21 protein-coding genes are annotated in these 20,356 nt (G+C 68.0%); 8 read left to right on the top strand and 13 right to left on the bottom strand.

What is annotated here, in order from left to right; all coding sequences use genetic code 11:
• Nucleotides 1–8 precede the first annotated feature (8 nt).
• Nucleotides 9–779 (top strand): SDR family oxidoreductase, encoded by a 771-nt coding sequence (locus tag C4F17_RS22365; protein WP_106936700.1) that lies wholly within the window; start codon nucleotides 9–11, stop codon nucleotides 777–779.
• Nucleotides 780–795: 16 nt separating this feature from the next.
• On the opposite strand, the gene C4F17_RS22360 is transcribed toward C4F17_RS22365, so the two are convergent.
• The 7 genes from C4F17_RS22360 to glyQ are packed head-to-tail and all read right to left on the bottom strand — an operon-like array spanning nucleotide 796 to nucleotide 7,025.
• A complete protein-coding gene (locus tag C4F17_RS22360) occupies nucleotides 796–1,767 on the bottom strand; it encodes a M48 family metallopeptidase (protein WP_106936699.1) in 972 nt (323 codons plus the stop codon).
• Between the two features lie 17 nt (nucleotides 1,768–1,784).
• On the bottom strand, nucleotides 1,785–2,555 hold the full coding sequence (locus tag C4F17_RS22355; RefSeq protein ID WP_081270145.1) for a lysophospholipid acyltransferase family protein: 771 nt from the start codon (nucleotides 2,553–2,555) through the stop codon (nucleotides 1,785–1,787).
• On the bottom strand, nucleotides 2,555–3,133 hold the full coding sequence (gmhB, locus tag C4F17_RS22350) for a D-glycero-beta-D-manno-heptose 1,7-bisphosphate 7-phosphatase (RefSeq protein ID WP_081270146.1): 579 nt from the start codon (nucleotides 3,131–3,133) through the stop codon (nucleotides 2,555–2,557). Before gmhB ends, C4F17_RS22355 begins: the two co-directional genes overlap by 1 nt.
• Nucleotides 3,130–3,627, bottom strand: coding sequence for a DUF6036 family nucleotidyltransferase (locus C4F17_RS22345; RefSeq protein WP_159053685.1), 498 nt, complete (start codon nucleotides 3,625–3,627; stop codon nucleotides 3,130–3,132). The genes gmhB and C4F17_RS22345 overlap by 4 nt, the downstream gene beginning before the upstream one ends.
• A complete protein-coding gene (locus C4F17_RS22340) occupies nucleotides 3,617–3,946 on the bottom strand; it encodes a hypothetical protein (protein ID WP_081270148.1) in 330 nt (109 codons plus the stop codon). Before C4F17_RS22340 ends, C4F17_RS22345 begins: the two co-directional genes overlap by 11 nt.
• A gap of 25 nt (nucleotides 3,947–3,971) precedes the next feature.
• Nucleotides 3,972–6,113, bottom strand: a complete 2,142-nt coding sequence (gene glyS / locus C4F17_RS22335; RefSeq protein WP_106936697.1) for a glycine--tRNA ligase subunit beta — start codon at nucleotides 6,111–6,113, stop codon at nucleotides 3,972–3,974.
• Nucleotides 6,114–6,116: 3 nt separating this feature from the next.
• On the bottom strand, nucleotides 6,117–7,025 hold the full coding sequence (gene glyQ / locus C4F17_RS22330; RefSeq protein ID WP_056577308.1) for a glycine--tRNA ligase subunit alpha: 909 nt from the start codon (nucleotides 7,023–7,025) through the stop codon (nucleotides 6,117–6,119).
• Nucleotides 7,026–7,225: 200 nt separating this feature from the next.
• Between glyQ and C4F17_RS22325 the strand changes: the two genes are divergently transcribed.
• The 3 genes from C4F17_RS22325 to C4F17_RS22315 are packed head-to-tail and all read left to right on the top strand — an operon-like array spanning nucleotide 7,226 to nucleotide 9,896.
• Nucleotides 7,226–8,203: a diacylglycerol/lipid kinase family protein gene (locus C4F17_RS22325; RefSeq protein WP_106936696.1), complete on the top strand. Its 978-nt coding sequence runs from the start codon at nucleotides 7,226–7,228 to the stop codon at nucleotides 8,201–8,203.
• A gap of 18 nt (nucleotides 8,204–8,221) precedes the next feature.
• Nucleotides 8,222–9,043, top strand: a complete 822-nt coding sequence (locus C4F17_RS22320; protein ID WP_081270151.1) for a metallophosphoesterase family protein — start codon at nucleotides 8,222–8,224, stop codon at nucleotides 9,041–9,043.
• Nucleotides 9,044–9,053: 10 nt separating this feature from the next.
• Nucleotides 9,054–9,896: a phosphatase PAP2 family protein gene (locus tag C4F17_RS22315; protein WP_106937659.1), complete on the top strand. Its 843-nt coding sequence runs from the start codon at nucleotides 9,054–9,056 to the stop codon at nucleotides 9,894–9,896.
• Nucleotides 9,897–9,907: 11 nt separating this feature from the next.
• Here C4F17_RS22315 and C4F17_RS22310 read toward each other — a convergent pair whose 3' ends face one another.
• Entirely contained in the window at nucleotides 9,908–10,978 is a 1,071-nt protein-coding gene (locus C4F17_RS22310; RefSeq protein WP_106936695.1) for an asparaginase, read from the bottom strand.
• A 148-nt stretch (nucleotides 10,979–11,126) separates the two neighbouring features.
• Here C4F17_RS22310 and C4F17_RS22305 point away from each other — a divergent pair, with 148 nt between their 5' ends.
• A complete protein-coding gene (locus C4F17_RS22305) occupies nucleotides 11,127–11,816 on the top strand; it encodes a TetR/AcrR family transcriptional regulator (protein ID WP_172839924.1) in 690 nt (229 codons plus the stop codon).
• A 200-nt stretch (nucleotides 11,817–12,016) separates the two neighbouring features.
• Here the strand turns inward: C4F17_RS22305 and C4F17_RS22300 are convergent, their stop codons facing one another.
• The 5 genes from C4F17_RS22300 to C4F17_RS22280 form a co-directional block, all read right to left on the bottom strand.
• Nucleotides 12,017–12,445 (bottom strand): hypothetical protein, encoded by a 429-nt coding sequence (locus C4F17_RS22300; RefSeq protein ID WP_106936694.1) that lies wholly within the window; start codon nucleotides 12,443–12,445, stop codon nucleotides 12,017–12,019.
• A gap of 166 nt (nucleotides 12,446–12,611) precedes the next feature.
• Entirely contained in the window at nucleotides 12,612–13,622 is a 1,011-nt protein-coding gene (locus C4F17_RS22295) for a Csu type fimbrial protein (RefSeq protein ID WP_106936693.1), read from the bottom strand.
• Nucleotides 13,619–16,027, bottom strand: a complete 2,409-nt coding sequence (locus C4F17_RS22290) for a fimbria/pilus outer membrane usher protein (RefSeq protein ID WP_234382305.1) — start codon at nucleotides 16,025–16,027, stop codon at nucleotides 13,619–13,621. Before C4F17_RS22290 ends, C4F17_RS22295 begins: the two co-directional genes overlap by 4 nt.
• Nucleotides 15,978–16,712, bottom strand: a complete 735-nt coding sequence (locus C4F17_RS22285) for a fimbrial biogenesis chaperone (RefSeq protein WP_106937658.1) — start codon at nucleotides 16,710–16,712, stop codon at nucleotides 15,978–15,980. The genes C4F17_RS22290 and C4F17_RS22285 overlap by 50 nt, the downstream gene beginning before the upstream one ends.
• 14 nt (nucleotides 16,713–16,726) lie before the next feature.
• Nucleotides 16,727–17,233 (bottom strand): Csu type fimbrial protein, encoded by a 507-nt coding sequence (locus C4F17_RS22280; RefSeq protein ID WP_106936691.1) that lies wholly within the window; start codon nucleotides 17,231–17,233, stop codon nucleotides 16,727–16,729.
• Nucleotides 17,234–17,584: 351 nt separating this feature from the next.
• Between C4F17_RS22280 and C4F17_RS22275 the strand changes: the two genes are divergently transcribed.
• From C4F17_RS22275 to C4F17_RS22265, 3 genes are read left to right on the top strand one after another with little or no spacing between them, the layout of a single operon-like run.
• A complete protein-coding gene (locus C4F17_RS22275) occupies nucleotides 17,585–18,172 on the top strand; it encodes an NAD(P)H-dependent oxidoreductase (protein WP_106936690.1) in 588 nt (195 codons plus the stop codon).
• Nucleotides 18,169–19,443, top strand: coding sequence for an amidohydrolase family protein (locus C4F17_RS22270; protein ID WP_106936689.1), 1,275 nt, complete (start codon nucleotides 18,169–18,171; stop codon nucleotides 19,441–19,443). The genes C4F17_RS22275 and C4F17_RS22270 overlap by 4 nt, the downstream gene beginning before the upstream one ends.
• A 17-nt stretch (nucleotides 19,444–19,460) precedes the next feature.
• The gene (locus C4F17_RS22265) at nucleotides 19,461–20,324 is read left to right on the top strand and encodes a creatininase family protein (protein WP_106936688.1); all 864 of its coding nucleotides are present in this window, start codon (nucleotides 19,461–19,463) and stop codon (nucleotides 20,322–20,324) included.
• Nucleotides 20,325–20,356: the final 32 nt, after the last annotated feature.

Here is a 20,356-nt window from a genome sequence, read left to right as displayed (position 1 = left end):
ACCGCACCATGGACACCACCCAACTCTTTTCGCTGAAGGGCCGCACCGCACTCATCACCGGCGGCTCGCGCGGCATCGGCCGCATGATCGCCGAGGGCTACCTGGCCCAGGGCGCGCGCGTGTACATCTCGGCGCGCAAGGCCGCGGCCTGCGACCAGACGGCGAAGGAGCTGTCGGCCTTCGGCCACTGCGTGTCGCTGCCGGCGGACGTGTCGACGGTGGAAGGCGCGCAGAAGCTGGTCGAGGCCTATGCAAAGCACGAAGGCACGCTCGACATCCTGGTGAACAACGCGGGCGCGGCCTGGGGCGCGCCCTACGCGGAGTTTCCGGAAAGCGGGTGGGACAAGGTGGTGGACCTGAACCTCAAGACACCGTTCTTCCTGACCCAGGCGCTCACGCCGATGCTCAAGAAGGCCGCCACGGACCACCTGGCGAAGGTGATCAACATCGCCTCGATCGACGGCATTTCCGTCAATCCGCAGGAAACCTACTCGTACGCCGCCAGCAAGGCCGGCCTGATCCAGCTGACGCGGCGCATGGCCCTGCGGCTGGCGCAGGAGCGCATCGTGGTGAGCGCGATCGCGCCCGGCGCCTTCGCTTCGGACATGAACAAGGATGCGCGCGACCACGGCGACGAGGTCAAGGGCCGCATTCCCGCCGGGCGCATCGGTGTGCCGGAAGACATGGCGGGCGCTGCCATCTACCTGGCGTCTCGCGCGGGCGACTACGTGATGGGTTCGACGCTGGTGGTGGACGGCGGCGTCACCCACGCGCGCTGACACTCAACCAAAGGTTTCAGGACCAGCGGGGAACCGCTTCGTCCTTGAGCTGCCGGCGCAGCTGGTCGTAGTCGGGCACCACGCTCTCGACGGTTTCCCAGAAGCGGTGCGAATGGTCCATCACGCGCAGGTGGGCCAGTTCATGCGCGACCACGTAGTCGATCACCGGCATGCGGAAATGAATGAGCCGCCAGTTGAGCCGGATCGACCCGTCGGCGCTCGCGCTGCCCCAGCGCGTTGCCGCGTTCGACAGCGACAGCTTCTGCCAGCGCACGCCCAGCAGCGGCGCGAAATGGTCGAGCCGCTCGATGAAGAGCTTGCGCGCCTGCCGCGTGAGCCAGGCCTGCGCCGCGTCGCGGATCTGCGAAGGCTCGGCGTTCTGCGCTACCGCCAGGCGCAGAACGCGCGGCCCGTCGCCGACCTTTTCGTCGAGCGTGCCGCCGACGCTGGCAAAGCCGTGCTTCGGGTCGAGCCGGATCACCACCGGCTCGCCGAGGAACGGAAACTCCGCGCCGTCGCGCCACTCGATGCGCGTGGCCTCGACGCGCGCGTGGCGCTGCTGCGTCTCGGCCAGCTTGCGCAAGATCCAGTCGGACTTCTCGCGGATGGCCGCGTCGACATCGCGCAGCGCCACCCAGCGCGGCGCGCGCACCGACAGCCCCTCGGCACCGACCAGGAAGCCGATGGTCTTGCGGTTGCCGCGCTTGAATTCATAGGCCACCCGCGCAGAGCCGAGCACCAGTTCGCGCGTGGCCTGCGGATGCGCGAAGCTGGCGAGCGTCAGGGTGTCGGCCAGCGGCACGGCCGGCGGGCCGGGCACCAGGTCGCGCGGCGCAGGCGGCGCGGCGGGCACGATGGCGGGAGGCGCGGCCACGGGGCCGGCAGGCTTCTTCGCGCGGCGCGGCGGCTTGGGCGCCGGCGCACGCGGGGCGAACTCGCTCCCCAGCCCTTCGAACAGGTCGAGCGTGAACTGCAGCAGGCCCCCCATGGCGGGTTCTCTCTCGTTCAGCTCGCCGCTTCTTGCTGCAGCTGCGGCGGGCTGTCGCGATAGGCCTCGGGGTCGAGGCGGCGCATCTCGGCCTCGATCCAGGCCTCGACCTCGCGCATCAGCTCGTCGGGCTTGCGGCCGACGCTGGAGATGGCCGGACCGATCGACACGTCGACCACGCCCGGGCGCTTGATGAAGGCCTTGCGCGGCCACACCTTGGCCGAGGTCACGGCGATGGGAATCACCGGCACGCCGGTCTCGCAGGCCAGCCGCGTGCCGCCGCTCTTGTAGGTGCCCTTCTGGCCGCGCGGAATGCGCGTGCCTTCGGGGAACATGATGATCCAGATGCCTTGCGCCAGCAGCTTGCGGCCCTGGTTCACCACCTTGTTGAAGGCCTGCGCGCGCTGGCTGCGGTCGATGTGGATCATGTCCAGCCGCGCCATCGCCCAGCCGAAGAACGGGATGTAGATCAGCTCTTTCTTGAACACGTAGGCCAGCGGATGCGGCATCAGCGTGGGCATCAGGAAAGTCTCGAGCGTGGACTGGTGCTTGACCAGCAGGATCGCGCCGGCGAGCTTGTCGGTCGGCAGGTTCTCCATGCCGCTCACGCGCGTCTTGATGCCCAGCAGCACGCGCGCGCCGCCGATGGCCCAGCCGAGCCAGCGCTCCGCCATCCAGTAGAGCGGAATGCCGCGCTTCCAGAGCGAGCTGACGCACATGATGATGCCCCAGGGAATCACGGTGACGAGCATCCACAGCGCGTGGAGAACGGAACGGAAAAACGCCATCAGACAGTCACCTGCAACGCGGCCCGCGCTTCGCGCGCGAGCAGAAAATCGACAAAGGCGGCGAGATCGGTGTGGACCACCGTGTTCGCCGGGTATTCGGAAGGCAGCGGATCGACGCCGCGGCAGGCCGCGCCCATGCCCGTGAGCAGGAGGTGCGGCTCGCAGCCGGCGGCCGCGCCGGCCTGGAGATCGCGCAGGCTGTCGCCCGCGGTCGGCACGCCCTTCAGATCGATGCCGTAGCGGTCGCCGATCTGCAGGAACAGGCCCGGCTTCGGCTTGCGGCAGTCGCAGTCCTCGTCGGGGCTGTGCGGGCAATAGAACACCGCGTCGATCCTGCCGCCCACCGCCGCCAGCATCTTGTGCATCTTGGCGTGCATGGCGTTGAGCGAGGCCATGTCGAAGAGCCCCCGGCCCAGGCCCGACTGGTTGGACGCGATCACCACGTGCCAGCCCGCATGGTTGAGCCGTGCCACGGCTTCCAGCGCACCTGGCAGCGGCGTCCACTCGATGTCGCTCTTGACGAAGTCTTCGCGGTGCACGTTGATCGTGCCGTTGCGGTCGAGGATGACGAGTTTCATGAATGCACTCCCGCTTCGATGCGACGCCGTTCGATCCAGTCGCCAATTTGCGCCACCGGGTATTTCGCCACATCCAGCAACGCAGCGCGCTCGCGCAGGACCACCGGCGACACCAGCTTGAGCCTGAGCAGCTCGCGCACGAAATCGGCGTCTTTCTCGCGTCCCGCCACACACTTGGACAACGCCAGGTCGTGCAACTCCGGACACACCACCGTCAGTTCACCGACATAGTGAAGGCTGGCGCGCTGCATCCAGTCGCCCGGCATCACCGCCGTTTCCGGGCCCACGCCGTCCGCGTGATAGCCGAAGGTGTCGTCGAAGCTCGACAACGCGCCGATGGCGCCATCGATCAGGTCCGACTTCTCGGGATGCAGCGCCGGATAGAGATCGAGTTCGCGGAAGAGCAGCGCCTGGCTGCCGACTACGACAAACGACTGCTCCTGCGCAATCGCGGCCGCCGCGCGCAGCACATGTTCCGCTTCGCTACGCTGCATGTGCGCCTTGCCGCGCCGCACGCAGGAGTTCGCCGCGTTCGCGCTGCGTCATGAGGACGCCGACGGGAGAAACATTGCGCAGCGCCACTGCATGGTCGTCGGTGCCGCAAGTAGCGGCCTCGATGGCATCGACACCCGCCGCCAGCATGGCCCGCCACTCGTTCCAGTAGGCGTCGGACCGGGTCGCTCCGGCCAGCGCCTGCCATCGTTCGAGCGTTGCCGAAACATCCGCGATCCGCCCCGGATCGGCTCGCAGTCGCGATACCGCCAGGCGGTGCGCCTGGAGCAGGAAATCGTCGATCTGTTGTTGCCGGTTCATGGGGCGAATTATCGAGCGCGGGAACTCAGACGGCCAGCCGCTCGAGCTGCGCCACGCGGTTCATCGCGGTGTGCAGCGACATCAGCAGGCCCAGGCGGTTCAGCCGCAGGTCTGCCTGCTCGGCATTGACCATCACGCCGTCGAAGAAGGCGTCGACCGGCTCGCGCAGCGCGGCCAGCGTCTGCAGCGAGGCGGTGTAGTCGCCGGCTTCGAACTGCGCGTTGGCGGCGGGCACCACCTGCGCCATGGCTGCGTGCAGCGCCTTCTCAGCGGGCTCCTGCAGCAGCAGTTCGCTGACGTGCGCGTCGGCCTCGGGGGCCTTCTTGAGGATGTTGCCGATGCGCTTGTTCGCGGCGGCCAGGGCGGCGGCGGCGGGCAGGGCGGCAAAGGCGCGCACCGCCGCTAGCAGCTTGGGCACTTCGCCCAGGCGCTGCGGGCGCGGTGCCAGCACGGCGTCGACCTCCTGCGCGCTGGCGCCCTGCTCGCGCAGGCTGCCGGCGAGGCGGTCGAGGATGAAGTCCTGCAGCTCGCCCGTGGCGCGGCCGCTGTCGAAGCCGGCAATGCCGCCGAACTGCGCGGCGGCGTCCTGCAGCAGCGCATCGAGGCCCAGCGGCAGGTCTTTTTCGATCAGCATGCGGATCACGCCGAGCGCATGGCGGCGCAGCGCGAACGGGTCGCGGTCGCCGGTGGGCAGGTTGCCGATGCCGAACATGCCGACCAGCGTTTCCAGCTTGTCGGCCAGCGCGACCACCAGGCCCACGCTGTTGCGCGGCAGCTCGTCGCCGGCAAAGCGCGGCTTGTAGTGGTCCTCGATGGCGTCGGCCACCGCGGCGTCGAGGCCGTCGTGCCTGGCGTAGTAGCGGCCCATGGTGCCCTGCAGCTCGGGGAACTCGCCGACCATGTCGGTCACGAGGTCGGCCTTGGCCAGTTGCGCGGCCTGGGTGGCTTGCGCGGCCAGCGCCGGGTCGCCCAGCTTTTCCGCGATGCCGCGCGCGATGCGCATCACGCGCTCCACGCGCTCGCCCTGCGTGCCCAGCTTGTTGTGATAGACCACCTTGCCCAGCGACTCGACGCGCGAGGCCAGCGACTTCTTGCGGTCCTGGTCGAAGAAGAACTTGGCGTCGGCCAGGCGCGGGCGCACCACGCGCTCGTTGCCGCCGATGACCGCGCTCGCGTCGTCCGGGCTGATGTTGCTGACCACCAGGAACTTGTTGGTGAGCCTGCTCGATGCGTCGAGCAGCGGAAAGTACTTCTGGTTGGCCTTCATCGTGAGGATCAGGCACTCCTGCGGCACTTCGAGGAACTCGCGCTCGAAGCTGCAGACCAGCACGTTGGGGCGCTCGACCAGCGCGGTCACTTCGTCGAGCAGCGCGTCGTCGTGGATGGGCACCGAGCCGCCGCCGACCTTCACCGCCGCCGCGGCCAGCTGGCGCGCGATTTCGGCGCGGCGCGCCTCGAAGCTGGCGATGACGGCGCCTTCTTCCTGCAGCTGCAGCGCATAGCTGTCGGCGTTGCGCAGCACGACCGGATCGACCGCCGCCTCGAAGCGGTGGCCGTGGGTGTCGCGGCCGGCCTTCAGGCCCAGGGCCTCGATCGGCACCACGGTGTCGCCGTGCAGCGCCACCAGGCCGTGCGCCGGGCGCACGAAGCTCACGCTGGTCCAGCCCGGCAGCTCGCAGCCGCTTTCGAGCTGGTAGCTCATGACCTTGGGAATCGGCAGCTTGGCGATGGCTTCCGCCAGCGCCTTCTGCAGGCCTTCGGCCAGCGTGGCGCCCTTGGCGGTGCTTTCGTAGAACAGGGCTTCGGCCTTGCCGTCCATCGCGCGCTTCAGGCCGGGCACGGCCGAGGCGTCGGCACCCAGCGCGCCCAGGCGCTTGAGCAGCGCCGGCGTGGCCTGGCCCGAGGCGTCGAGGCCCACGGCCACGGGCATGAGCTTCTGCGACACAGCCTTGTCGGCGGCGCGCTCGGCAACGTGCGTGAGGTGCGCGGCCAGGCGGCGCGGCGAGGCGTACGGCGTGAGCACCGAGCCGGCCTCGGCCAGGCCTTGCGCCACGAGCTGGTCTCGCAGCACGCCCGCAAAGGCGTCGCCGAGCTTCTTCAGCGCCTTGGGCGGCAGTTCTTCGACAAACAGTTCAACCAGCAGGGAATTCTTCATGGGACTCGTCATGGCTCAGGCCGCCTTCTTCGGTGGCATTTGTGCGACCCATTCGCGCGGGGCCATCGGAAAGCCGAGCCGCTCGCGGCTGTCGTAATAGCTCTGCGCGACGCTGCGCGCCAGATTGCGGATGCGGCCGATGTAGGCCGCGCGTTCGGTCACGCTGATCGCGCCGCGCGCGTCGAGCAGGTTGAAGCTGTGCGCGGCCTTGAGCACCTGCTCGTAGGCCGGCAGCGCGAGCTGCTCGGTCATGAGGTGCTTGGCCTGCTTCTCGTGCGCGTTGAAGGCGGTGAAGAGGAACTCGGCGTCGCTGTGCTCGAAGTTGTAGGTCGACTGCTCGACCTCGTTCTGCTTGTAGACATCGCCGTAGCTCAGGCCGTCGGTCCAGGTCAGGTTGTAGACGTTGTCCACGCCCTGCAGGTACATGGCCAGGCGCTCCAGGCCGTAGGTGATTTCGCCGGTGATGGGCTTGCAGTCGATGCCGCCGACCTGCTGGAAATAGGTGAACTGCGTCACTTCCATGCCGTTGAGCCAGACTTCCCAGCCCAGGCCCCAGGCGCCGAGCGTGGGGTTCTCCCAGTCGTCCTCGACGAAGCGGATGTCGTTCTTCTTCAGGTCGAAGCCCAGGGCTTCGAGGCTGCCGAGGTAGAGCTCGAGGATGTTGGAAGGCGCGGGCTTCAGCACGACCTGGTACTGGTAGTAGTGCTGCAGGCGGTTCGGGTTCTCGCCGTAGCGGCCGTCCTTGGGGCGGCGGCTGGGCTGCACGTAGGCGGCTTTCCAGGGTTCAGGGCCGAGGGCGCGCAGGAAGGTGGCGGTGTGCGAGGTGCCCGCGCCCACTTCCATGTCGTACGGTTGCAGCAGCGCACAGCCCTTGTCGGCCCAGTACGACTGCAGTTTGAGAATGATTTGCTGGAAGGTCAACATGAAGCTGGCCGGCGGGGCCGGACATTGGACGGTAGCGCGGCGAAGCACCGCGAAAGCGGGCGATTTTACGTTCGGAGGGCAACTCTCCCACAGCGGCTCGGGAAGTCGCCTGCTCGCGCAGTGGCGCGGCGGGTGAGACAACACCCCACTCCGTACAAATCCGCCCGCCTCCGCCACGCGCCGCCCCACCTTCCAGAAACATGCCAGCGCCAGACACCGGACCCGACTCCCCCCTGTTCATCGTGCTCAATGCCGGCTCCGGCAGCGAGGACGCGGCCGAGGCCCGCCGGGTCATCGAGGAAGGCTGCGCGGCCGCCGGGCGCAAGCACCGCATCTTCCTGATCGACGGGCCCCGCCGGGTCCAGGCGCTCGCGCGCGAAGCCGTCGAGCGTGCCCGCGCCGTGGGCGGCGTGGTGGTGGCCGCGGGCGGCGACGGCACCATCAACGCGGTGGCGCAGGCCACGCTGGGCAGCGGCTGTGCCTTCGGCGTGCTGCCGCAGGGCACCTTCAACTACTTCAGCCGCACCCACGGAATTCCGCGCGACACGGCGCAGGCACTGCACATCCTGCTGACCGAGCAGCCCCGGCCGGTGCAGGTCGGGCTGGTGAACGACCGGGTGTTCCTGGTCAACGCCAGCATGGGCCTGTACGCCGAATTGCTGGAAGAGCGCGAGACCTACAAGGCGCGCTACGGCCGCAGCCGCTGGATCGCCCTGGGCGCCGGCCTGCTGTCGGTGCTGCGCGGCCACCGGCACTGGAACCTGCGCATGGCCTGGCGCGGCAACGAGCGCGACATCCGCACGCCCACGCTGTTCGTGGGCAACAACCCGCTGCAGTTGCACCAGGTCGGCATTGCCGAGGCCGACGTGCCCGAGCAGGGCCAGCTGGCGGCCATCGTGCTCAAGCCCGTGGGGCCGCTGTCGATGCCCGGCCTGCTGGTGCGCGGCGCGCTCGGCCGGCTCGGCGACGCCGACGAGGTGCTGAGCTTTCCATTCGAGTCGCTCACGGTGAAGGCCCCCCGCTCGCCGGGCAAGGCGGGGGCACGCCGCGTGAAGGTGGCGACCGACGGCGAGATCGGCTGGGCCGACATGCCGCTGCTGTTTCGCGTGTCGCCCGAGCGGCTGTGGCTGGTGCGTCCGGCGCAGACGGCGCCGGAACTCGAAGCGGCGCGCGAATGAGCGTCCAATGAGCCCCCGATGAGTTGCCTGCTGCAGATCTCCGACCCCCACTTCGGCACCGAGCAGCCTGACGTGCTTCAGGCGCTGGAGCGGCTTTCGGCCGCGCTGTCGCCGGGGGTGGTGGTGTTCTCCGGCGACATCACGCAGCGCGCCACCGTGGCGCAGTTCGCGGCGGCGCGCGCCTTCGCCGACAGGCTTGGCGCGCCGGTGCTCGCGGTTCCGGGCAACCACGACATTCCGCTGTACCAGCTGGCCGCGCGCGTCCTGTCGCCCTACGCGCGCTACAGCCAGGCCTTCGGCGACGACCTGGAGCCCGAGTTCGAGTCGCCCGAGTGGCTGGTGGTCTCGGTCAACACCACGCGCTGGTACCGGCACGAAGACGGCGCGGTCTCGCCCGCGCAGGTCGAGCGCGTGGCGCAGCGGCTGGCCTTGGCCGCGCCTTCGCAGGTGCGCGTGGTGGTGACGCACCAGCCGGTGATGGTCACGCGCACGCAGGACCTGGGCAACCGCCTGCATGGGCGCGAGCGGGCGGTGGCGCGCTGGACCGCGGCGGGGGCCGACCTCATCCTGGGCGGGCACATCCACCTGCCGTTCGTTCGTTCGCTGCACGACGCGTTCTCGGGCTGCGCGCGCACGGCATGGGCGGTGCAGGCCGGCACGGCCGTGTCGTCGCGCGTGCGCGCCGGGCATCCGAACTCGGTGAACGTGGTGCGCGCGGACATCGCCGATGGCCGTCGCGCGTGCCGGGTGGAACGCTGGGACTACGTGGCGCGCGACAAAGCCTTCGGCTGCGCTGAAGTATTCGGGCTTTCTCTTGCCAGTGAAGCGGTGCGGCCTTAGGGTGCGCCGCATGTCGACGGAAGCCTCTCTTGCACCCCTCTCCCCTCTTTCCCCCCTTGTCGTCGCCGCCCAGCAGCTCGGCGCGCACGCGCTGCCCTGGTTCCTGTGCCTTCTAGCGCTGTCGGTGCTCGGTGCCGGCGCGGCCTGCCACGTGCTGCAGAAGCGCCACTTCAAGGCGCAGGACACCGAAGAGCCCAGCGAGCCGCGCATCGCGCTCGGCCTCGCCTCGGGCTTCGTGCTGATCCTGCTGGCGTCGAGCCTGTTCGCATGGATCGCCTCCAACATTTCCGATGGCCGCGTGCTCGGCCAGGCTGACCACGCGCTGACCGATGCCATCGCCACCCATTTGCCGTGGGCGGCGCTGGTGGCGTTCAGCTGGATCACGCACCTGGGCGACGCGGCCTTCCTCGGCCCGGTGTGCCTGCTGGTGGCGGCCGTGCTGTGGTGGCATGCGCACCGCGGCCTGGCACTGGGCTGGATGCTGGCGCTGGGGGGCATCGTGGTGCTGAACCCGGCGCTCAAGCACATCTTCGAGCGGGCCCGTCCATTGCACGGACACGGCCTGGCGCTGGAGACGAGCTACAGCTTTCCCAGCGGCCACAGCGCCGGCGCGATCGTGAGCTACGGAATGCTGCTGTACCTGGTGTTGCGCACGCTGCCTGCGCGCTGGCATGTGCCGGGTGCAATGGCCGCCGCCGGGGCCATCGTCACCATCGCCTGCAGCCGCATCTTCCTGCAGGTGCATTTCGCAAGCGACGTGGCGGCCGGCCTGCTGACCGGCTTCGCCTGGCTGCTCGTGTGCGTGGGCAGCCTGGAGTACGCGCGGCACCGCAAGAGCCGCACCGCGCGCTGAGCCCCGCGGGCTCAGTACTCCCAGAAGATCCGCTGCAGTTCCTTGGTGTCGCTGGTCTTGGTCAGGGCGACCATGGCCAGGATGCGCGCCTTCTGCGGGCGCAGGTCGTGCGCCACCACCCAGTCGTACTTGTCGTCGGGCTGCTCGGCGTTGCGGATGACGAAGCCGTCGGGCACGCGCGAGCTGCGGATCACGATCACGCCGTCGGCGCGCGCCTTCTGCAGGTTGGGCACGATGCGGTCGGCCACCGAGCCGTTGCCGGTGCCGCCGTGGATCAGCGCCTTGACGCCGCTCTTGGCGATGGCGTCGATGGCGATCGACGACACGCCCTCGTAGCCCATCGCGATTTCCACCGGCGGCAGCGCGCTGATGTTGTCGATGTTGAACTCCGAGTTCATGGTGTGGCGCTTGACCGGTGCGCGGAACCAGTAGTTGCGGCCCTCGACCACCATGCCCAGCGGACCCCACTGGCTGGAGAAGGCGCTGGTCTTGATGTTGACGTTCTTGCTCACGTCGCGGCCGCTGTCGATGTTGTCGTTCATCGTCACCAGCACGCCCTTGCCCATGGCGTCCTTGCTGCCCGCCACGCTCACGGCGTCGTACAGGTTGAGCGCGCCGTCGGCCGACAGCGCGGTGCCCGGACGCATCGAGCCGACCACCACGATAGGCTTGCTGGTGTGCACGGTGAGCGTCAGGAAGTAGGCGGTTTCCTCGAGCGTGTCGGTGCCGTGCGTGATGACGATGCCGTCCACGTCGCTCTGCTTCGACAGCGCCGACACGCGCTTGGCCAGCGTCAGCAGGTTGTCGTTGGTGAGGCTTTCCGATGCGACCTGGAACACCTGTTCGCCGCGCACGTTGGCCACCTTGGAGAGCTCCGGCAGGCCTGCGATGAGCTTTTCGACACCGACCTTGGCGGCCGCGTAGGTGGCGCTGTTGACGGCCGATGCGCCCGCGCCCGCGATGGTGCCGCCGGTCGCCAGGATCACCACATTGGGGAGCGCCTGCTGTTCCTGCGCGAGCGCACTGGCGGCCAGCAATGCCGCGCCGGCCGCGAAGGCCCTGAAACGGGGGGAAAGATACATGGAGAGCTCCTTGGTTGAAATGAATTATTCGAGGCGGCGAGGAAGATACATGAACCATGCCGGCATGCCTTGCGCGCTCATGCCGGCATGGCATGCGTCCATGCGCGAAGGATTACCATCGACCGCGCGCACTGCTGCCACCCTTGCCATGAACGCCGAATCCGCCGCCCTCCCCGCCCCGACCGCCGTGACTCCCGCCCAGGAAATGCCCGCGCCCGACGGCCCGCTGTCGCGCGCGCGCCCGGGCCGCGAACGCATCATGGCGGCCATCCGCACGGCAGCGGTGGCGGAGTTCAGCCTGCACGGGCTCAAGGGCACATCGACCCAGGCCATCGCGGCGCGCGCGGGCCTGACCAAGCCCCAGCTGCACTACTACATCGCGGGCAAGGAAGAGCTCTACGAAGAGCTGCTGATGCAGGTGCTGCATGCGTGGAAGGTGGTGTTCTCCTTCGAGGACGCGAGCGACCCGGCCACGGTGCTGGGCGACTACATCCGCAAGAAGCTCGACCACGCCATCGACAGCCCCGAGATGTCGCGCATCTTCACGCGCGAGATCCTCGACGGCGGGCGCAACCTCGACCGCTACTGGCCCAATGCGCGGGCGTGGACGCAGAAGAAGGTCGACGTCATCAACGGCTGGATCGCGCGCGGGCAGATGCGCCCGCTCGATGCGCGCATCCTGCTGATGCACATCTGGGCCATGACCCAGAGCTACGCCGACTACGCGATCCAGACGCGCGTGATGCTCGGCCTGCCGCCCGACGCACCAATCGACCGCGAACCGATCGCGCGCGAACTGGTGGCGTTCGTGCTGGGCGGCTGCGGCATCAAGGCGTAGCCTTTCTTCTTACCTCTCCCGAACGGGCCCACGCGCCCGATGCACTCAGTGAAAAGTGCTCCTTGGCAACTCGATGGGCACCTGACTCGCATCAGGAGAGGTTGGGCGCGGCATGGGCGCCCGATCTCCGGATATCGGCAGCAAAGACGAAATGCAGGAGCAGCAGGCTTGCCGAGGAAGACCGACGCCTTGCTTGTTGCCTAGTAAGTCACTGTCACCCGCGTCGCGTTGCTGCCGTCGCCGGCTGCAGCGGTCGCCGCCATCGCACCGACCGCGCCGCGCCAGACGGGGTCGAGGCTGTCGCGGCCATCGGCATCGGTGCCGGCCACCACGAACGTCGTTTCTCCGATCTTGTCGAAGCGGTACTCGCGCCCCTTGATGAGCACCGACCTCATGTTGGTCCAGACGCGGTACGCATGCCCGCCCTTCACGGGCGTGACCTCGAGCACCTTGAAGGTCGGAAGAACGACCATTGTCAGGTTGAACCGGCCCGTGCTGCTGTTCATGTCGCGCATCGGCTCCGCCGAACTGAACTGCAGCGGCAGCAAGAGCAGCAGCATGCCGACGGCGGCCAGCGGCGGTGCGGCTCGCAGCGCAGTTGCCCTTGCAGAGCGCCTGTTTCTGGACATTGAAACTCCTATCCTCGCAACCAGGGTGGAAGGCATCGCATCGATGCCCTGCCTGGTTTATCGGCAGAGTCGCGGGAAAATGAAGACGGGGTCAGGCGTCATTCTTCGCGCGTTGCCTGCAATTTGCCAGCAGGCTTTCCTGCGCCGGGATGGCCGTCGGCGCGACTCAGTAAGTCACGGTGACTGTCACGACGTCCCGGTAGCTGTCCGGCCGCACGTTGGCGCTGCCGCCGAGTACGCGGCCATACAGGGTCAGCGCCTGGGCCTGGCCGGAGCCGGTGCCCGCGACGGTGTTGCTGCCGGTGACACTGCCCCAGGGGCTGGAGCGGCCGGCATCGCGGTAGAGCCGGTAGGCCACCGTGTCCGTGTTGCCGGGCATGCCTCCCGTCGGCGCCATGACCCCGGCGCCGGTCGTCGCGCCATTGGATGGCGACAGCGCGACCGTGTAGGCCGTGGGTGTCGTGCAGGTGACGTTGATCGCACTGGCCTGGTCGATATTGGCGGCGCCGGGAAGCCCCGCGACGGTACCGAAGTTCAGCGGATCGGCCGTGACCAGGCAACTTTTGGCGATGGTCGCGTTGACCACGAAGGGGAACTGCCCACCCGTCTGCCCACCGCACGTCGACGGCGCGGAGGATGTGCTCGTCGTGAACGTGATCGACGTGTGAACTCCGGCGAAATTGTCCTGGTACGAGCCCGGAGGCGCCGTGCCCTGCAGGGCGAGCAATTCCCCGCGCATGGCGGCGCTGTTTCCGGCGGAAGACCGGCTAGGAATGCTCATGTTGACGGTGTAGGGGTTCGGCACCACCCCGCTTCCAGTCGACCCCCAAATCGTGCCGCTCGTCCCTTGGTAGAGCTGGAACTTCAAGGTATCACCCGCGCCGCTCTTCATGACGCGCGGATTGAAATTGGTGAGGCCTTCATTGCCGTCGCCAATGTTGAAGCAGATCTGGACGAACTCGGTGGCGTTGCCAGTGTTGTTGCACGTGTAGCTCAGCGTGGCGGTGGCAGGCGTTGGCGTGCCGCCGCTGACCAGATCGACCGTGCCGAAAGCCAGGCCCGTCATCGTCGCGGAGCAGCTGACGGCGGCCTGGGCGCTGCCCGCCGGCAGCCCCCAGAGCATCATGCAGATCAAGGGCAGGCGCAGGGCCTGCAAAGTACGGGTCAGAAGAATCATGGCGTCTTGGCCTCCCTGGCACAGCGCAAAGGCCCGATCTGCGGAATATCGGCACCGTTCTTTCGGTGGTCGAAGCTGGCCCGGCAATGGCCGTCGGGCGTCTGCACATCGATCGTGTTGCGGGGCTCGAGCGACTCGAGGTACACCGCCCCGTCGAAACCGACCAAGGCCGGCTCGCTGCCCTGTCCATTGATGCGCACGCGGCTGCCCAGCGGCAGGGGATTGCCCGCCTCGTCCACCAGCAGGAGCGCAGCCGCGCTGACCGGCGTGATGCCGAATCGCACCAGCGTGCCGGCACGATCGCTTGGCGTGGCGACTGTTTTCACGCGCTCGATCCTTACGTCGGCAGGCAATTGCATCGGATCGATGGACAACTGGTTGTTCTGGTAGGCCCTCAGCGGCGCCACCAGGAGCATGCCCTGACCGTCGGTGGTGCCGATATCCCGGTTCTCCAGCTTCACCGGCACGCCGGCAATGCCGTCGGTGGAAACCACTGCGAAGGCATCGTCGATGCGTCGGGCCGCAAAGGGCTGGCCGCCCATGAACGCGATCGAGCCCGTGGCACCGGCATAGGCGTAGCGGCTGTCGCCGAGCACGCTGATGCCGGCCATGGCGCGGCCGTAGCGGCCCAGGTAATCGACCTCGGCCTGCCCGCCGTTCTGGCCGCCGCCCTGGCGCAGGCCGGCGCGCCAGCCGATGCCGCCGTCGCTTGGCATCGAACTCTGCGCGTCCGCGGTATGGACTGTGCGGTCGCGGTCGCGCTGGAGCCCGGCGCTGACCGTGACATTGCCGTCCAGCGCCCAGGTGAAGCCGACGAAGAGGCTGCGCTCCCGGCGTTGGTCGAGGTCCTGATTGAGGCTCACATTCACCGAGGCACTGCGTCCCAGCGACCTGAACCAGTACACGCTCGCCATGCGCGCCGCCGCCTGCGCGGGATAGCGCAGGTAAAGGTAGCTGAGGCCGAAACTGCCGAAGTCTTTGGTGGTGTAGCCGATCGACGCCCGGCCCGAACCGCGTGGCGGCGCGCTGCCGTACAGGGATGCGACGTCGCGGTATTCGCTGCGCGTGCGCGTGCCTTCGAGCGCGAAATTGAAATGGTTGTCGCGCCAGCTGTAGCCCAGGTTGAGCAGTGAGCCCTTCTCTCCGCGGTAGCTGCTCTGCGCCACGGCACCCGCAAGCACGCCGCCTTGGCCGAGCAGCCAGGCGCCGCCAACACCAACCTTGAGCAGCCCTTTGGTGGTCTCGCCGTGCGCCTCCACCGTGAAACTCTTGTTCACGCCGTAGCGCCAGGTGCCGGTGGCGGCGGGATCGCTGCCGTAGTCGAACGAGCGCAAGCCGTAGTTCTTGCGCACCATGCCCAGATCGACGGACCAGTCGGACAGGCCTGCCTCAAGCAGCCGCTGCGTGTCGTACAGCGAGAAATCGAGCGTCGTGGCACGGCCGAAGGCATCAGTGAGCACCACCTGGGCATTGCCCGCGCCGTTGATGCTCGGAACCGTGTTGAGCTGGAAGGGCCCCGCCGGTACCTGGCCCGTGTACTGGCGCATGCCGTTGATATACAGCTCCACCTGCGACGGCAGCGTGGCCGACCCCAAAAACGCCGGCAACGGCGTGGTGGTTTGATAGGGCCGCAGCGCAAAATTGCGCGAAAGCTGGATGCCTGCGATCCGCGTGGAGCGCGACCACGGCAGCGAGGCCGTGGTGGTGTCACCCACGCGAAGGGTCAGCATTTCATCGGGGTACGACGTGCTCAAGGTGGTGTCGAGCCGGACCGAGTCGTGCTTCCAGTCCTCTTCATCTCTGCGGGCTGAGCGCGACATCATCGTGTTGCTGAACACCGTGCTTGCGCTGAAAGCTCGCAGTTCGGTGAGCGCGTTCAAGCTGGACGTGTTGCCGCGCCCCTGCGTGCCATAGAGGTCGTAGTTGAGCAGCAAGCCAGTCGAAGCGCTGGCCTTCGACGCGATGATCTTCGATGTGTCGACCACGGTCGTTGGCAGGCGCAGTACATCGGCCGTGGCACTGATTGCAACGCTCTGACTTGCGACGTCGTACTTGACCTGCACCCCCGGGAGGCTCTCGAGTCCCACCGGATCGGACACGCCCGCCGGCAGCACGAAGCCCAACTGCCGCAGGGTGGCGACACTGGCCCACAGTTCCTGCCCGCGCAGCGCGAAGTGCACGAGGCCCTGCGGATTGCCGTTGAGGCTCAGTTCCAGAAAGAGGTCGCTGCCACTCGGTCCGGAGAGGTCGCCCTCCGCGGGTGCGACCACCCGCGAGCTCGAGCCGGCTGCAGCGTTCCCGGCCTGAGCGGCGAATGACACCAGACCGGAAAGAAGCAGCAGTGGCAGCAGGCGCTCAGCGGACGCGTTGAAGCGGCGGCATCTTTTCCTGCGTCGCATTGCCATTGATCTTTGTTTCCAGAACGCCGCCGAGGGCAAAGGCCTCTGCGGAAGTCTTCAGGGGCCAACGCATGCTCGCGCCCGGCAAGACGTAGCCCATCAAGCCGGCATGCACCGCCGTGCGTCGGCCGACGGTATCGACAAACTCCAGGTCGGCAAGCTGTGCATGCATGCCGCCGCTGTTGACAACTTCAAGCACCGCCTGGCCGCCTTCGCCGCGCAGCGACCATGTGAGCCGGGGCGCAGCAGTTGACTGTGGTGCGCCCGCAGCCGCAATGAAGATGGGCACCGAGTAGCGCAGCACCAGTTGCAGGCCCTTCTTTTCCTTCACCTCGACCGGCAACTCGTCAATGATGACCCGATACGAGCTTTCGACCGCGCTGGCAGGAACGCCAGCGCGGATGACACGAATCAGCTGCCGTTCGGACGCGGCCAACTGCACCATCGGCGGGCTCACAAGGAGTTCGCGCGAGGGCGTCAGTTTTTCGGCACCGTTCTCTTGTGACCAGTGATAGACCCGCACCTGGGCGTGCACCACGCCGTCGCCGGCATTGCTGAGCCAAAGGCCATCGGCGTTCTGCGTGGCCTGGAGCGTCAGCGTGACCGGAGAAACCTGCAGTCCACTCGCCGAGGCGACTGCATGCGCCAGGACAAGCGCGAGGACGAAGGTGTGGCGCAGCAAGCGGGGCACGGGCAATCGATCGATCAGTAGTTGACCTGGACGGTCACGGTGTCGATGTAGGCACCCGGGGTCACGTTGGCATTCGCGACCGTAGCCCACACGGGGATCGTTTGAGCAGCGCCGGTGCCGGTGCCGGCCACACCGTTGCCAACCGAGGTGGCCGTGGCAGTGCTGCCCCAGACGGGCCCCGTCGCGCTCACCGAACGGAGCTGATAGGGAACGGTGTCCGGGCCGGCCACGACGGGGCTCATCACGCCCCCGCCGGTGGTGCTGTTGTTCGAGGGCAGCAGGCCGACGTTGTAGGGCGTCGACTTGGAGCAGGTCACGCTGATGCTGTTGCTGGCGGACAGGCCGGTGGCGTAGGAAGCCACCGAGCCGAAATCGATGTTCGATGTCGGACCCGCGATGACCACGCAGGCCTTGTTCACGTTGATGAGGACCTGGAATGTGGAGGTGCTCGTTGCCGCTACCGCCGCGCTGGTGGTGGAGATTGCAAGAACGGCTGCGAGGAGGAAAGAAGGGTTTTTCATGAGAAATGCTTACAGATGTCAACAAAACAGAGCACTCGGTGCATCGGATGGGTTGATACGGAGGCAACCGAGAGTCCAAGGACCCCCAATTAATTAATTGTTGACTTTTGACGACAATTTGTATTAGGGGTGGGCGGATGTTACGGAAAGAGTCGACAAGGGACCGCCACTCCCCGCCGGTTATTCACGGGCTTTTGTGACTTCTGTTGCGAAATACAAGCTGAAGAAAGAAGAGTCCCGAGGCCGTCGTTGCGCGGGTTGACCACCACGTCGACCCAATCCGGTGCATTTGGACTGGCACGTCGCTTGCATAACCTGACCACTTGCTCTGATTAAGCGGTCAAAAACACCATGCGCGTGCTCGTCGTCTATTGCCATCCGGTCGAAACCAGCTTCCATGCCGCCCTGCACCAGGAGGTGCTGAAGAACCTGCGCGCCGCCGGGCACGAGGTGGACGACTGCGACCTCTATGCCGAGGGCTTCAACCCGGTGCTGTCCCGCGAGGAACGACTGGGCTACCACGACATGCCGTCCAACCAGCTGCCGCTCGCGCCCTACGTGGAGCGGCTGCAGTGGGCCGAGGGCATCGTGTTCTGCTTCCCCACGTGGTGCTTCGGCCTGCCGGCGATGCTCAAGGGCTACTTCGACCGGCTTTTCATGCCCGGCGTGGCCTTCGACATCAGCGACCCGGCCAACGTGAAGCCGATGCTCACGCACATCAAGCGCATCAGCGCCGTGGTCACCTATGGCCGTCCGCGCTGGATGGCGATGTACATGGGCGACCCGCCACGAAAGATCGTGACGCGCTACATGAAGCGGCTCACCGGCCAGAAGGCCAAGGTGGACTACCACGCCCACTACCACATGAACATCGCGACCGAGCCCCAGCTCAAGCGCTTTATGGCGCGCGTGGGCCAGGCGATGGCGCGCTTCGCATGAACGCGCCCGCGCACATCGACAACCTGCGGCTGCCGCGCTGGCTGCTGCCGGCGGACTGGCCGCTGCACGAGGGCGTGCCGGTGCTGGCGCGCATCGAGATCGAGGCGGGCCGCGTGCATTCGGTGCGGCCGATGCACGCTGCCGACCTGCCCGCCTCGTCGGGCTGGGATGCCGCCGGCAGGCTGGCGCTGCCCGGCTTCCTCGACGCGCACACGCACCTCGACAAGACCTTCACGCTGCCGCGCATGAAAGAGGTGCGGCCCGGCCTGCTCGGCGCCATCGACGCGATGCTCGCCGACCGCGTGCACTGGACATCCGCCGACGTGCGCGAGCGCGCCTCGCGCGGCCTGCAGTGGGCCTGGGAATGCGGCACCACGCATGTGCGCACGCACGTCGACTGGTGGGAGCCCGAGTCGCTGCCGATGGCCTGGCCGGTGATGGCCGAACTCGCGCAGGAATGGGCCGGCAAGGTACGGCTGGAGCAGGTGAGCCTCATCAAGCTGCCGCTGTTCGAAGACGCGGCGCAGGCGATGCGGCTGGCCAAGCAGGTGAAGGCCACCGGGCCGCATGCGCTGCTCGGCGGCTTCGTGCACTCCACCAACTGGAGCGAGAACGCGCTGCGCAACCTGCTGGTCGCGGCGCAGGCCTGCGACCTCGACATCGACCTGCATGTGGACGAAGAGCTCAACGCCGCAGCGGTCGGGCTGCAGACCACGGCGCGCATCCTGCGCGAGATCGGCTACGAAGGCCGCGTGGTCTGCGGCCACATCTGCGCGCTCTCCGTCCAGCCCGAGGCGCAGGCCTTCGCCACGCTCGACGCGGTGGCGCGCGCGCCCATCACCGTGGTGTCGCTGCCCGCCACCAACCTGCTGCTGCAGGACGCCGTCACCGGCCGCACGCCGCGCCAGCGCGGCATCACGCTGGTGAAGGAAGCGCGCGAGCGCGGCATTCCGCTGCTGTTTGCGAGCGACAACGTGCAAGACCCCTTCTGCCGGCTCGGCAGCTTCGACCCGGTGGAAGCGCTGGGCACCGCCGCGCTGGTGGCCCAGCTCGACGAGCCCTTCGACAGCTGGTCGCAGACGCTGTGCCGCGGCGACTGGCTGCAGCGCGCGCCGGCGGCATCCAGCCCCACGCTGGTCGGCGCCAGGGCCGATCTCGTGCTGTTCACGCAGGCCGACCGCCACGGCTGGCCCTCGCGCACCGCCACCCGCGTGGTGCTGCGCGACGGCCGGGTGACGCACGGCGACGCGACGCCCTTCTTCACCCAGTAAAGAACACAAGGACTCCCATGCTCCACGGCTACATCCCGCCCCACCGCTTCCTGCCCTACCTGAGCTGGACCGAAATCGCCGCGCTGCCCGACCGCGAGAACACCGTCATCGTGCTGCCCTGCGGCGCCATCGAGCAGCACGGGCCGCACCTGCCGTGCTCGGTCGACAGCGTCATCTCGTCGGGCGTGATGGGCAAGGCGCTCGAGAAGCTGCCGGCGGATGTGCGCGCCTTCGCGCTGCCGCCCATCACCTACGGCAAGTCGGAGGAGCACCTGCACTTTCCCGGCACCATGACGCTGACCGGCACCACGCTGCTCGCGACAGTGACCGAGATCGGCGAGTCGGTGTACCGCGCGGGCTTTCGCAAGCTGCTGTTCGCCAACGGCCACGGCGGCCAGCCGCAGGTGCTGGAGATGGCCGCGCGCGAACTGCGCCTGCGCCACGGCGACTTCGTGGTGGTGCCGCACGGCGTGTCGCGCCTGCCGAGCGCGGCCAGCAAGCAGGTGAGCGAGCAGGAGAAGAAGCTCGCGATGCACGCCGGCCATTCCGAGACCGCGCTGATGCTCGCGCTGGCGCCCGAGACGGTGCACATGGAGCGCGCGGTGGCCAACTTCCCGCCGCCCTTTCCCATCAAGCTGCTGTCGGCCGACGGCCGCCCGGCCTGCGCCTGGACCGCGCGCGACTTCGGCCCGAGCGGCGTCATCGGCGATCCGACCACGGCCACGCGCGAACAGGGCGAAGCCATTCTCGAAACGCTCTCCGACAGCTGGGTGCAGGCGCTGACGGAGCTCCACGCGCTGCGCTGGGTCGTGCGCGAGGAAGCCACCTGGGAGCGCGGGCACCAGCAGGGCTTCATCCAGCAGCAGTTCGAAGGCGCCTGAGCCTGCTTCTTGCATCGGCCCGTTCACCGCAT

Origin of the sequence: Variovorax sp. PMC12 (assembly GCF_003019815.1) — a bacterium.
GTDB lineage: Bacteria > Pseudomonadota > Gammaproteobacteria > Burkholderiales > Burkholderiaceae_C > Variovorax.
Note: the sequence above shows the minus strand (reverse complement) of the source record. Positions and strands in the feature narration are given on the sequence as shown.

Bases quoted from the DNA above. Each gene is read 5' to 3' on its own strand.
- C4F17_RS22365 (WP_106936700.1), top strand. From the start codon at position 9: ATGGACACCACCCAACTCTTTTCGCTGAAGGGCCGCACCGCACTCATC.
- C4F17_RS22360 (WP_106936699.1), bottom strand. From the start codon at position 1,767: ATGGGGGGCCTGCTGCAGTTCACGCTCGACCTGTTCGAAGGGCTGGGG.
- C4F17_RS22355 (WP_081270145.1), bottom strand. From the start codon at position 2,555: ATGGCGTTTTTCCGTTCCGTTCTCCACGCGCTGTGGATGCTCGTCACC.
- gmhB (WP_081270146.1), bottom strand. From the start codon at position 3,133: ATGAAACTCGTCATCCTCGACCGCAACGGCACGATCAACGTGCACCGC.
- C4F17_RS22345 (WP_159053685.1), bottom strand. From the start codon at position 3,627: ATGCAGCGTAGCGAAGCGGAACATGTGCTGCGCGCGGCGGCCGCGATT.
- C4F17_RS22340 (WP_081270148.1), bottom strand. From the start codon at position 3,946: ATGAACCGGCAACAACAGATCGACGATTTCCTGCTCCAGGCGCACCGC.
- glyS (WP_106936697.1), bottom strand. From the start codon at position 6,113: ATGACGAGTCCCATGAAGAATTCCCTGCTGGTTGAACTGTTTGTCGAA.
- glyQ (WP_056577308.1), bottom strand. From the start codon at position 7,025: ATGTTGACCTTCCAGCAAATCATTCTCAAACTGCAGTCGTACTGGGCC.
- C4F17_RS22325 (WP_106936696.1), top strand. From the start codon at position 7,226: ATGCCAGCGCCAGACACCGGACCCGACTCCCCCCTGTTCATCGTGCTC.
- C4F17_RS22320 (WP_081270151.1), top strand. From the start codon at position 8,222: ATGAGTTGCCTGCTGCAGATCTCCGACCCCCACTTCGGCACCGAGCAG.
- C4F17_RS22315 (WP_106937659.1), top strand. From the start codon at position 9,054: ATGTCGACGGAAGCCTCTCTTGCACCCCTCTCCCCTCTTTCCCCCCTT.
- C4F17_RS22310 (WP_106936695.1), bottom strand. From the start codon at position 10,978: ATGTATCTTTCCCCCCGTTTCAGGGCCTTCGCGGCCGGCGCGGCATTG.
- C4F17_RS22305 (WP_172839924.1), top strand. From the start codon at position 11,127: ATGAACGCCGAATCCGCCGCCCTCCCCGCCCCGACCGCCGTGACTCCC.
- C4F17_RS22300 (WP_106936694.1), bottom strand. From the start codon at position 12,445: ATGTCCAGAAACAGGCGCTCTGCAAGGGCAACTGCGCTGCGAGCCGCA.
- C4F17_RS22295 (WP_106936693.1), bottom strand. From the start codon at position 13,622: ATGATTCTTCTGACCCGTACTTTGCAGGCCCTGCGCCTGCCCTTGATC.
- C4F17_RS22290 (WP_234382305.1), bottom strand. From the start codon at position 16,027: ATGGCAATGCGACGCAGGAAAAGATGCCGCCGCTTCAACGCGTCCGCT.
- C4F17_RS22280 (WP_106936691.1), bottom strand. From the start codon at position 17,233: ATGAAAAACCCTTCTTTCCTCCTCGCAGCCGTTCTTGCAATCTCCACC.
- C4F17_RS22275 (WP_106936690.1), top strand. From the start codon at position 17,585: ATGCGCGTGCTCGTCGTCTATTGCCATCCGGTCGAAACCAGCTTCCAT.
- C4F17_RS22270 (WP_106936689.1), top strand. From the start codon at position 18,169: ATGAACGCGCCCGCGCACATCGACAACCTGCGGCTGCCGCGCTGGCTG.
- C4F17_RS22265 (WP_106936688.1), top strand. From the start codon at position 19,461: ATGCTCCACGGCTACATCCCGCCCCACCGCTTCCTGCCCTACCTGAGC.